Origin of the sequence: Paenibacillus sp. J5C2022 (genome assembly GCF_025567625.1) — a bacterium.
Classification (GTDB): Bacteria; Bacillota; Bacilli; order Paenibacillales; family Paenibacillaceae; genus Pristimantibacillus.
The window spans coordinates 40,010-51,023 of the sequence record NZ_JAOQJC010000053.1 but is presented as its reverse complement, the minus strand read 5'-3'; the positions used below and the strand labels follow the sequence as shown (position 1 = coordinate 51,023).

Sequence of the window (11,014 nt, the reverse complement as noted above, 5' to 3'; positions counted from 1 at the left end):
TGGTGCGCTCGCATAAGCGGTCATCGGCCATCGGGTACCCTTAATCCGCAGTGTCGGCCAGCATATAGATGGGATCGCCAGCTTTGACGACCGGTGTGCCCACTACCATGACGAGACGGCCCTTCTTATGGGCCAGCACCTCCTGAATGATCTCCCCGCTTAAAGCTCTGATCGTTCCGAGGCGATCTCCTTGCTGTACTTTCGCCATGAGCGGGACGTCCGGCATATAGAAGCCTTCGGCCAAAGCGGTGACGGAGCGGTCGAAATCGCCGTCGCCCTGCAGAAGGCCGGGTGTTGCCGAAGGCGCAGGCCGCACTTCTTCCGCCGCCGCTTGGGACAGCATGCCCAGATGGCGCATAAGGCGCAATGTGCCGTTATAGAATAGCTCTCCGTCCTCGGGCCGCACTCTTCTGCCTCCGAACGCTTCCGTATAGAGCCACGGAATGCCAAGCTGTCCGGCGGAGGAGACCGTTCTGCCCGGAGCGACCGAGGCATGGCCCCATAGCCACTCCGCACCGAACGCTTCCGCTGCCGCGCGGCTTCGCCTGCCGTGCTCCGACGCCGGGTTGTCGTCATAGCCGACGAAGGTGGCGACGGCATAATGGCTGCCGCCGCTATGCAAGTCCAGCAGGAAGTCGCACTGGGCGATATAGCGGTGATGCAGCATATAGGCGAGCCGCTCCGTTGGGGTGCCATCAGCGCGGCCGGGGAATGCCCGAGCCAGATTGACGCCATCCAGCGGGCTAATCCGGTTCCCGGCGCGATAGGCGAGAGGATTGGCGGCAGGAAGCAGCGTCACGCTTCCAGCTATTTGCTGCGGTTGCAGCTGTTCGTAGAGCCGCAGAATCGTGTCTATACCCTCGTATTCATCGCCGTGCACGCCTGCAAGCATCAGCAGTCGAGGGCCGGGCTGTGCGCCGGCGACATGCAGCGCGTGAAGCGGGACGGCGTCCTGATCGGTCGAAGCTGCGACATCGCGTGAATCGGTGTATCCTGCATCAGCTGTTGCCGCCGATAGGGATATCCACTCGATACGACTAGTCTTCATTCCGTGTGGCGAATGCTCAGTCATCTCATCTTGCCTCCTTCTAATAAGCTGCTTACAGGGAACTCTCACCTTACTAGGAGAGCTTCCGCTTCAACAGAACGGGTTCTGGGAAGCGATGTGAGCAGTCACAACAGTTCGTATAGGCTATACAGACCGCAATAGTGAACCGGATCATACGATGCTCCACGGCTTCATCCCCTGGTCAAAGCGGTCTTGTGCCACTCTCAGCGGCGCTTGCGCATCCTCCAGGACAGCCGTCCCGTGGCCGCTGAACAACTGCTCGATCGGCAAGGCGTTCAGCCGCCGTATAGTCTCTTTGTACTGCGCCTCGTCATAATCCGGCGTATTCAGCACGGCAAGCTTACCGCCCGAGAATATAGCATCGCCTGCGAATAACGCGCCAATGTCGGGACGATAGACGACAAGCATATCCGCGCTATGGCCGGGGGCGGGTAGAATGTGTAGCTCTACGCCTCCTATGCGCACGATAGAGTCGATTTTCAGCTGTTCGTCAACAGGACAAGGGGGAAACTGATAGCTTGCGGGATACACGCCGGCTTCCCTGGCGCCTACAAGTCCCATGCGGCGCTCATCCCCCGTGGATACGATCGCCGCGGTCAATTCTCCCGCCAGTACACGCAGTTGCAGACGCCGTCTCAGTTCCTGCGCTCCGCCGGAATGATCTGCATGCGCATGGGTCAGAATGAGGGCCGACACTTGCTCCGGCTGAATGCAGTCCTGCTGCATGTTGGCGATGACACAGTCGCTGTCCATGCCCGCTCCGGAATCGATCAGCACATATTCGCTGCCGCAACGCAGCGCATAGATGTTGCAATCGTAGGCGTCGCTAATGCCGTAACCGAGCGTTCCGCCCCCGATGCAGCAGACATGCTCTGTCAGCCTCATCGTGCCGTCCGCTCCTCACTTATCGGACTCAAGGAGACGGGCTTACCTTCCTTGGCGGATTGCTCTACAGCCGCCGCCACACGCAGCGCGCGCAAGGCGTCGGATGGCTGAAGTACCGTGGAAGGACGGCCCGCCAGGACGCAATCGGCGAAGTGCCGAAGCTCGTAAGCGAGCGGACCTCCTATTACGCCGTGTACGTCATACTGATTCAGCAGAGCAGGTGATTGTGTGCCGGAAGCGTCCGAGAACGATACACCCTGCGTCGTATCCTTCATAAGCAGCGTACCCTGTCCCGTCGTAATCTCCATGCGTATATCCGTCTCGGAAGGGGCGCCTTGCGGCACCAGCCAATTGTTCTCGAGGATGCCGATACCGCCCCGCCGGAAGGTTAGCATCGCCCAGCTCATATCCGCCGGCCCTCCATCATCCCTGCTGGAACGAACGGTGTACACTTCCCGCACTTCGTCCTCCATATACCAATGCATTAGATCGATATCGTGAATGCCCAGTATATAGACAGGATTAACGCGATTGTATATTGGAAAATAAATCGTCCCATTATTGCGCTTGGCATAGATGGAGCGTATGCTGCCGTACGCACCTCTCTGCAGCTCTTGCTTCATGGCGATATAGCGGGGGTCGAAGCGCAGGACATGTCCAATCATGAGCATTCGTCCCCGCTGCCGGGCGGTACGGATCATCGCTTCTGCCGCGTCGGCATGATGCGCGATAGGCTTCTCTACGAAGACGTGGGCGCCGACCTCCATGGCGGCAATTGCCGGTTCCGCGTGCATATGCTCCGGCGTCAAGATATCTACAGCGTCGAACGGCTGTGACGCCAGCATCTCTTGCCAATCGGTGTAGCATGTCGCATCGGGGAACCATTCCCGGAAGGGGGCGAAGCGATCCTCGTCCCGGTCGCATAGGGCAGTGATCTGCACATGCGGCAGCTGGCGCCATATATGCGCATGCAGCTGTGCAAAGCGGCCAAGGCCAATTAAGGCAATACGCAGCTGTTGCATGGTATTCCTCCTTTACTCGTATGGGGCGTTCAGATCAGATACGGTGAGCAGCGGCACCGTCTCGTCTTGTGTCATCGCCGTTATGCTGGCAAAGTCCTTGAAGCCGACTCCGCTAATGAGGCAGACGATTCGTTCTCCCATCTGCTGCCGCTGCTGGCATGTGCGGATGAGGCCTGCCACGGCGGCTGCACCGGCCGGCTCGCAGAAGATGCCCTCCTCGCGTGCAAGCAGCCGCTGCGCTTGCCAGATCTCGTCGTCGGAGACGGCCAAGGCACTTCCGTCGCCGGCGTCCATAATGGCGAGCGCTGCCTCGCCGTCTGGCGGATTAGGCACCTGCAGGCCGGAGATGAGGGAGGTGGAAGCGCCGGGGAGCGGCTGCAGCGCCCCCTGCTCATAGGCCCGCACGATATTAGAGCAGCCTTCCGGCTGCACGGCGACCATGTGGGGCTTGCGGCCGTCCCCGAGCGAGAAGCGCTGCCATTCGTCGAAGCCTTTCCATATGCCGACATAGAGCCCTGCTCCTCCCGCCGGAGCATATACGGTGTCGGGGCAGCCGCCTAGTTGCTCTGCAATTTCATAAGCGATGGTCTTCACCCCTTCCATGGCGTGTGTATTGAAACGGAATGCGGTCACCATCAACTCCCAGTCATGCGTCACTGCAGCATTCAGCACATGCCTGAATACCCGGTCGCCGACCTCGGGGCTGGTGCCGAACTCCGCAACTCTACGGACGTTCGCGCCGTATGCCAGCACTTGCGTCAGCTTGGCTTCCGCCATATGCTCCAGCACATAGAGGTGATAAGGGAGGCCCGCGCGTGCGGCGTAGGCGGCGACTGCCGCCCCTGCATTGCCGGAGGTGGTCCCTACACATGCTGTCCGCCTTTGCTCCAGCGCCCAAGACAAGCCGATAGTGGCGATGCGATCCTTATAGGAGCCTGTAGGATTGCCGCCTTCATATTTGAAGTAAAGCTCCCCGATGCCCAGCCGCTTCTCCAGTGAGACGCTTCGTATAAGCGGCGTGCGTCCTTCGCCCAAGCTGAGCCGGTTGCCGGACGCAACAGGGGGGAGGAGTGCGGCGTACTTCCATATGCCAGCCGCCTTATCGTCCATCCACGACGCATCGGGCTGTTCGTATTGAAGCAACTGCAGGCTGCCGAATGATCGGCTGGCTACCTTATCGCTTCCAATCATGTCGTTCATAGGGCGGTTGTCGCTCCTTTCATTTGCTAGTTTCGCTCGTATCCGCAGATGCTGCTGGAATCGTCCCGCGATTGCCGCTTCCGTTCCGGTTCCATAGCGCCGGGGTTATGATTCGCTCAGGAATATGGCCGAGCTGCGTGCGGATCGCATGCAGGCATCGTTCCGACAAGGCCGGACCTTGCAGCAGGCGCAGGTTTTCCTCCAGCTGAGCCTGCTTTTCAATCCCGATAATTAGACTGGCAACACCGTCCATATCTCTGACATAGGAGAAAGCGAGCTGCGCGACCGATATCCCTTCTTGCTCCGCCAGCAGCCGCAAGGAATGAAGCGCCGGAGCCGCTTCCTGCAAGTTGTTCGGCAGACGCTCCGGGTTCATGAGCAGCAATCCTTGCAGGTAGACGCTGCGGGCGACGATCGTTTTGCCGGTTGCCTGCATGCGCTGCATTGCTCCGCTTGCTTGCAGCCGATGGTCGAGCAAGTTCAGCGGCGCTTGAACGAAGGCATAAATATCGTCTTCCAGGAATGCCGCTATCCGCCGGTATTGTTCGTCTGTTCTGTCCGTCAACGATATCCCGCCCGCTGCAATCAGCCCTTCGCTTCTCATGCTGCGAAGCGTTCGGGTGACAGTCTCGCCGTGCGTGACAAGAATGTCGGGATCGTGCAGCTTCAGGACGGGCAGCTTCCTCAATTGGAGACGGCTTAGGCTGCCTTCCAGGCTGGCATACATATGCGCAGCCACTTCCTTCTCGGTCATGCCGAGTTGTCTTGGCAGCTTCACCTTAGTCATAACAGCCATCTCTTGGGCGCGATTCGACAGCGCGAGGAATTCGCCTATTACCTTTTCCGATTCGCCGTATTCCGGCGAAGTATCGAATGAGGTGATGCCTGCGCTCACACTGCCCTCCAGCAGGGCGCATGTATCTGCGCCTCCCGTATCGTTGGCGATGCCGTAGTCTGGCATGCCGAGCTGGGCGGTACCCAGTGTGAGCTTGGGAAGTGGCAACGAAAGGCCGGACGCCGCTTCCGTTTCTCTGTTGCTATGCATTTTTTAAAAGCCTCCTTTTGGAGAATGATTAAAGCTGGCACGTGGAGATTGATAACTGGATTTAGTGCATGTAGTTGAGTTGGAATCGCCGCTCCCGCTAGCCTGAAATGGAATAAGCACAGTTAAATCGGCTCATATCGCATAAAATCTCGCTAACCAATCGGATTAGTGACATGAAATCCATTTAGTTGAGATAAGAGCTAGCATTTCGATACCATTAATGACATGAATTCCATTTGGCAGATCTACTTGACTGAGTCTGTTAGGCAGAATCCATTTAGTTGAATGATAGCAATGCAGCACACGATCAAATGTAATGTCGGTAAATGAGTAGTATGGTCAGACCACTTATGGTGTTACGAGACCCGCTGCCGAACAAAGCCTGCGAAGGACAGTCGGTGCGGCTGCCAACGGAACGGCGCATGCATACGAGGGCTAATCGGACAACAGGGAAGTCACCCATTTACTCGCACACATGCAGTCATCAAGGCGAAACGAAGTCCTTGCCGCAGCATATCGCTGCCGGTTCCGAAGTATCATTCATCAGCTGTCGTATCGGGCCGTCCGGCTGCTTACATATGTTTTTTCAATGGCTCCAGATGCAGCTCCATCTCCTGCTTTGCCCGGGCAACATCCCTGGCTTTGATCGCATCCACGATACGGCCGTGCTCCAGGATGGACTGTCTGGACACATCCACATTAGCGAAGTGATGCAGCCTGATCTCCAGGAAGAAATCGCTAATAAGCGCGCTCAGCTCGCCGTATGTCTCATTGCCCGTCGCCCGGAACAGCGCTTCGTGGAAGGCGAGATCCTCTTCCAGCGGAGACAGTCCCCTGTCGACCTTCTCCATCATGGCCCGATTGCAGGCATCCATCTCGTTAATGAGCGAAATATCGTATCGGTCGATGGCCATCTCGACAGCTCCCAACTCCAGGACGCGGCGGGTGGAGAGAAGCTCATGCATTTTGCGCTCGCTCTGATGCCAGCGGAACGATACCTGATCCAGTACGGGCTTAAGCGACAAGCTGCTGACATAGATGCCGTCTCCGGTTCTGATTTTTACAATGCCCAGCATTTCCAATGATTTGAGCGCCTCCCGCACGACCGTGCGGCTAACGCCAAGCCCATCGATCAGTTGCTTCTCGGAAGGCAGCCGATCCCCCTCGCTTAAGCCGTTCTCCGTAATGTAGGCTTTGATGCGCTCACTGACGATGTGGGACAAATTCACCTTCTCTGACGGCTCCATCTTTTGATTCTCCTCCTATTTCGACAGGACGTATTCTCTCTGATTACCAACTGCTCCATCCGCCGTCGACGATCAGGTTGTGGCCTGTCACATAACTGGATGCGTCGGAGGCCAGGTAGACAACCGCCCCTTTAATATCCTCGTCATCCGCCATCCGACCCAGCGGCGTTCGTTCCACATAGCGTTCCAGAAAGGCGCTAGCCGTAATTTCATTGGCGGAGCCAACGGGGTTGTAGCCTCCTGGACTGATGCAATTCGCTCGAATGCCGAAGCGGCCGTAGTAATTAGCCAGCCACTTCGTCATGCCGACCAGCCCCCACTTGGCATACGTATATTCAATGCCGCTGGTCATGCCGGTTCCTTCGTAGACGGGAAAGTGGGGCCCCTGTACACCTTGGATGGAGCCGATATTGATGATGCTGCCCCGCTTGTGCCGGCTCATGAGCGGTACGATGGCCTTGGTCAGCAGCATGACGCCAAGCCCGTTCACTTGCTGCGCCTTCAGCCAGCCTTCCGTGGCAGTGTCCTCCAGATCGGCCAGCCCTTCGCGTGACACGGCATTATTCACCAGGATGTCGACGCTCCCGAAGCGTTGCTCGGCCCATCCGGCCAGCTCCGCAATACTTTTCTCCTTGCTCAGATCCAGAGTTCTGGCGGACGCGTGCAAGCCTGCGCTGCGCAACTGCCCAGCGAGCTGCTCGCAGCTGTCGCAATGGCGAGAGGCGATAACGACATGAGCTCCGGCCTCAGCCAGCGCGGACGAGATGTGGGCGCCGTATAGCCCCGAGCCTCCGGTGACGATAGCTGTCTTGCCATCCAAGCGGAATCGATCCAGTACATGCATGTTCCTATCCTCCACCTATTGTGTCGACACCGCATGATGCTACGCTCTCGACACTTTATGTTTTCCACAAGCAACCTATCGATATATAGTATGGTCATACCACTAAAAGTGCAAGTAGAATATGATCATTGGTCTGACCATATTCTACTTAAAGCTATCACAGGAATAAATTTCTTGTCAATGCTATTCCGCGATCATCTTATTCGTCAGACGTCCAAGCTTCTCGATCTCGATCGTGACGACGTCACCCGGCTGAAGATAGACTTGTTTCTCTGCAGGGTAGCCGAGTACGACGCCTTCCGGCGTGCCGGTGAGAATGATGTCGCCCGGCTCCAGCGTCATATGGCGGGAGATGTAACTGATGATCTCATCGCAGTGGAAGATCATATCCGATGTGTTCGACGATTGGCGCTGCTCCCCGTTCACGGTACAGCCGATCGCCAGATCGTTAGGATTGCCGACTTCGTCCGCCGTTACCAGATAGGGACCGAGCGGCGCGAACTTGTCGCAAGACTTGCCCAGCAGCCATTGAGGCGTGCGCAACTGAAGGTCGCGGGCGGACAAGTCGTTCGCGCTGCAGTAGCCTGCCGCATATTGCAATGCGTCTTCCTTGGCGACGTGCTTCGCGCGCTTGCCGATGACGATCGCCAGCTCCGCCTCATAGTCAACCTTCTCCGATGCGACCGGAAGCGGCACTTCATCGCCATGGGCCGCCAGCGCATTGTTGAACTTGCTGAACAGGATAGGTGACTGGGGAATGGGAGAGTTGGTCTCTTCCGCATGTCTCCGGTAATTGAGGCCGACACAGATAATTTTGCCGGGATTGGTCACAGCCGGTCCCAACTGCAGCGCCGATTCATCCAGCAGCCATGCTCCTTTATCGCCGCTGCCAAGTGCTTGCTCGACGAGCTGCTGCAAGCGCTGCAGCGCTTGCGTACCGCCATTAAGGACGGAGTCAGTCGTTGTGAACGACTCAGCGCCAGCCGACAGGGCGGACTGTGCGGAGGAGACGTCCAGAATTCCCTCGGGGGTATGCACGCCCAGACGGTACTTTCCTTCGTGTACGAACGTTAGCAGTTTCATTGCAATACTCTCCTTTTCCGTTGCAATTTGACCTAAGTATGCCTAACTTGATTATGCCTGTTATAAACCCGTAGTTGCATTCGATGTCAATGCCCATCCTTCAACCTAAGTTGCTATAGAGGACCTGGCGTGCGAACGGCTTCTAATGTCTTCTACACTGCTACGAGACGATGAATTGCTTTATAAGTCGTCCAACGTATTGATAAATCGTACAAAAGTGCTTGAGGAAGCGCCCAGCCGCAGGGATTTGTACGATAAATCGTACAAAAGTGCTTGAGCAAGCGCCCAGCCGCAGGAATTTGTATGATAAATCGTACAAAAGTGCTCGAGTAAGCGCCCAGCCCCAGGAATTTGTACGATAAATCGTACAAAAGTGCTCGAGCAAGCGCCCAGCCGCAGGAATTTGTACGATAAATCGTACAAAAGTGCTCGAGCAAGTGCCCAGCCGCAGGGATTTGTACGATAAATCGTACAAAAGTGCTCGAGCAAGCGCCCAGCCGCAGGGATTTGTACGATAAACCGTACAAAAGTGCTCGAGGAAGCGCCCAGCCGCAGGGATTTGTACGATAAATCGTACAAAAGTGCTCGAGGAAGCGCCCAGCCTCCGGAATTTGTACGATAATTTACCTATACCATCACAGTTAAGGCTGGTATCCGTAGCTGGCGATGCGGATGCGCGGTTCGCCGGCATCCAGCGGGTAGGCAGGCCTGTGCACCTGCTCATAGCGGAAGTGCGACAAGTTGGCGCTGCAGCATCCCGGCGAGTCGATGTGGATCACGCTTCTGGCGAAGGGCCCGAAGGCGGCTTGCCATGCGATAGCCGACTTGACCAGAATAATATGGAAGTCCTCCGCCCGCAGCCCGATGGAGTCGATGTGGCCGAGATCCCAAGGCGCTACGCGCTTCTCGGTCAGGACCAAGGTAAGGCTGCCGCAGGCAAGCACCGCCGTCAGTCCCATGAACGCCTGCTGGCCGGTCATATACGGGCCGATATGGCGATATTCGCCGTCGAACAGCGTTCGCACCTTGCCCTCCACCTCGACGGGCTGCCCGTGCAGCTCATCCATGCGTCCGCCGACCTTGCCGCGGAAGACGCCGCCGATGCCGAGCGCAGCCGCAGTGCGGACAGCCTCCGCATCGCAGATGACGGCCAGCGCCGGCTTGGACGCTTCGATCAGACGCGCCAGCGTATGCGTGGCGTCCGCCGGTGCGCCGCCCCCGACATTATCCGATCCCTCGGCCAGAATGACGGGGCCTTCCTCCGCCAGCAGCGCGGTCCGCACGGCTTCCAGCGGCTGCAGCGCCTGCAGCTGGAAGCGGTCCTTCCAGCTGACTGCCAGACGGGCCAGCTCTTCCGCGCAGCGTACGGCCAGCGCTTCGTCGCCGTCGGCGGTGACGATGAAGGTCATGCCCGCATCCGGGACGTCGCTGTAAGGAAATCCACCGGCTACGGTGACGTTCAAAATGCCGGGCGCATCTTCCATCGCGAAGGCCCGATCCATAAGTTCCTTCATCGCTCCCTCTTCCGTCATCATCGCTTGCGGAACGACGATCATGCCAGTGTGGGCAAGCGCCCGAACGGGGCGAATGCCGCGTTCTATGTAGCGCATAAGCAGCCCGAAGGCTTCTACAGCCCGCTCGTACATATCGATATGCGGATAGGTGTCGTAGCCGACAATCAGGTCGGCGAGCTCCGCCATCTCTTCGCTCACATTGCCGTGCAGGTCAATCGTCATCGCGATGGGGAATTGTCGGCCCAGCCGCTTCCGCAATCTTCCCAGCAGCTCGCCTTCCATATCGGGAATGCCCTCCGCGACCATGGCTCCGTGCATGATCAGCAGCAGCCCGTCCGCTTCCGGATCAACTGATGCGACTACGGCATTCATCAGCTCCTCGGCCGCTTCCGCCGTTACCATGCCGCTTGGCGTGGCGGCGGCATACAGACCCGCCGCCAGCGCTGCGCCATGTTGAACGGCTGCATCGATCGCCCCGCCCATTGACGTTCGCGTCCCGCCATAGCGCGCCTCGAAGGCCGCGTTGCCCGCAATCCACTCCTGCCGGAAAGCGTCGATACCTGTCGCGAACGGTGCGAAGGTATTCGTCTCGTGCAGAATGCCGGCGACGGCGATGCGAGGCGCGTCGCCATGGGCAGAGAGCGCGGATGAGCTCTCTATCGCTCGGTCATTCATGCCGTACCGCCTCGCACGGATGGCGCATAGGCGATGGCATCGATCTCCACCAGATAAGGACCGAGACCGGCCTGGACAGTCGTTCTTGTCGGATAAGGCGCATTCATGAAGCTCTCGTAGGCCTTGTTATACGCCGGCGAGTCTTCGATGTGTGTCAGTACGGCATTGATTTTAATAATGTGATCCATGGTCAGCCCGACATCCTTCAGAATCAGCTCGATATTGCGAAGAGCCCGGATCGTCTGGCTTTCGATCGTGTCGCCGTCCATCTCCCGAGTCTCCGGAATGACGCCCACCTGACCTGATACGTAGACGAACTCTCCGGCGCGAATCGCATGCGAGAAGGGGAGCGGGAATTGAGGCGCTTGCGCCGATTGAATACATTCTGACATGGAGATCCCTCTTTCTATTGGAAATAAAATGTGTAATT

Annotated in this window: 10 protein-coding genes; all 10 read right to left on the bottom strand. The window is 57.8% G+C overall.

Going from position 1 to position 11,014, the window contains the following annotated elements:
* Positions 1-40: 40 nt before the first annotated feature.
* On the bottom strand, positions 41-1,072 hold the full coding sequence (locus tag M6D81_RS28235) for a succinylglutamate desuccinylase/aspartoacylase family protein (protein WP_262680629.1): 1,032 nt from the start codon (positions 1,070-1,072) through the stop codon (positions 41-43).
* A 147-nt stretch (positions 1,073-1,219) separates the two neighbouring features.
* Entirely contained in the window at positions 1,220-1,954 is a 735-nt protein-coding gene (locus tag M6D81_RS28230; protein ID WP_262680627.1) for an MBL fold metallo-hydrolase, read from the bottom strand.
* A complete protein-coding gene (locus tag M6D81_RS28225) occupies positions 1,951-2,976 on the bottom strand; it encodes a Gfo/Idh/MocA family protein (RefSeq protein WP_262680626.1) in 1,026 nt (341 codons plus the stop codon). Before M6D81_RS28225 ends, M6D81_RS28230 begins: the two co-directional genes overlap by 4 nt.
* A gap of 12 nt (positions 2,977-2,988) precedes the next feature.
* Positions 2,989-4,176 carry a pyridoxal-phosphate dependent enzyme gene (locus M6D81_RS28220; protein ID WP_262680624.1) on the bottom strand — a complete coding sequence of 396 codons (1,188 nt, stop codon included), beginning with the start codon at positions 4,174-4,176 and terminating at the stop codon, positions 2,989-2,991.
* A gap of 19 nt (positions 4,177-4,195) precedes the next feature.
* Positions 4,196-5,221: an aldo/keto reductase gene (locus M6D81_RS28215; RefSeq protein ID WP_262680623.1), complete on the bottom strand. Its 1,026-nt coding sequence runs from the start codon at positions 5,219-5,221 to the stop codon at positions 4,196-4,198.
* A 572-nt stretch (positions 5,222-5,793) separates the two neighbouring features.
* The gene (locus M6D81_RS28210) at positions 5,794-6,468 is read right to left on the bottom strand and encodes a FadR/GntR family transcriptional regulator (RefSeq protein WP_262680621.1); all 675 of its coding nucleotides are present in this window, start codon (positions 6,466-6,468) and stop codon (positions 5,794-5,796) included.
* 43 nt (positions 6,469-6,511) lie between these two features.
* Complete coding sequence (locus tag M6D81_RS28205; protein ID WP_262680620.1) at positions 6,512-7,312, bottom strand: SDR family oxidoreductase; 801 nt, start codon at positions 7,310-7,312, stop codon at positions 6,512-6,514.
* A 183-nt stretch (positions 7,313-7,495) separates the two neighbouring features.
* Positions 7,496-8,395, bottom strand: coding sequence for a fumarylacetoacetate hydrolase family protein (locus M6D81_RS28200; protein WP_262680618.1), 900 nt, complete (start codon positions 8,393-8,395; stop codon positions 7,496-7,498).
* A gap of 641 nt (positions 8,396-9,036) precedes the next feature.
* Positions 9,037-10,584, bottom strand: coding sequence for a M81 family metallopeptidase (locus M6D81_RS28195; protein WP_262680617.1), 1,548 nt, complete (start codon positions 10,582-10,584; stop codon positions 9,037-9,039).
* Positions 10,581-10,976: a RidA family protein gene (locus M6D81_RS28190; RefSeq protein WP_262680616.1), complete on the bottom strand. Its 396-nt coding sequence runs from the start codon at positions 10,974-10,976 to the stop codon at positions 10,581-10,583. The genes M6D81_RS28195 and M6D81_RS28190 overlap by 4 nt, the downstream gene beginning before the upstream one ends.
* Between the last annotated feature and the right edge of the window lie 38 nt (positions 10,977-11,014).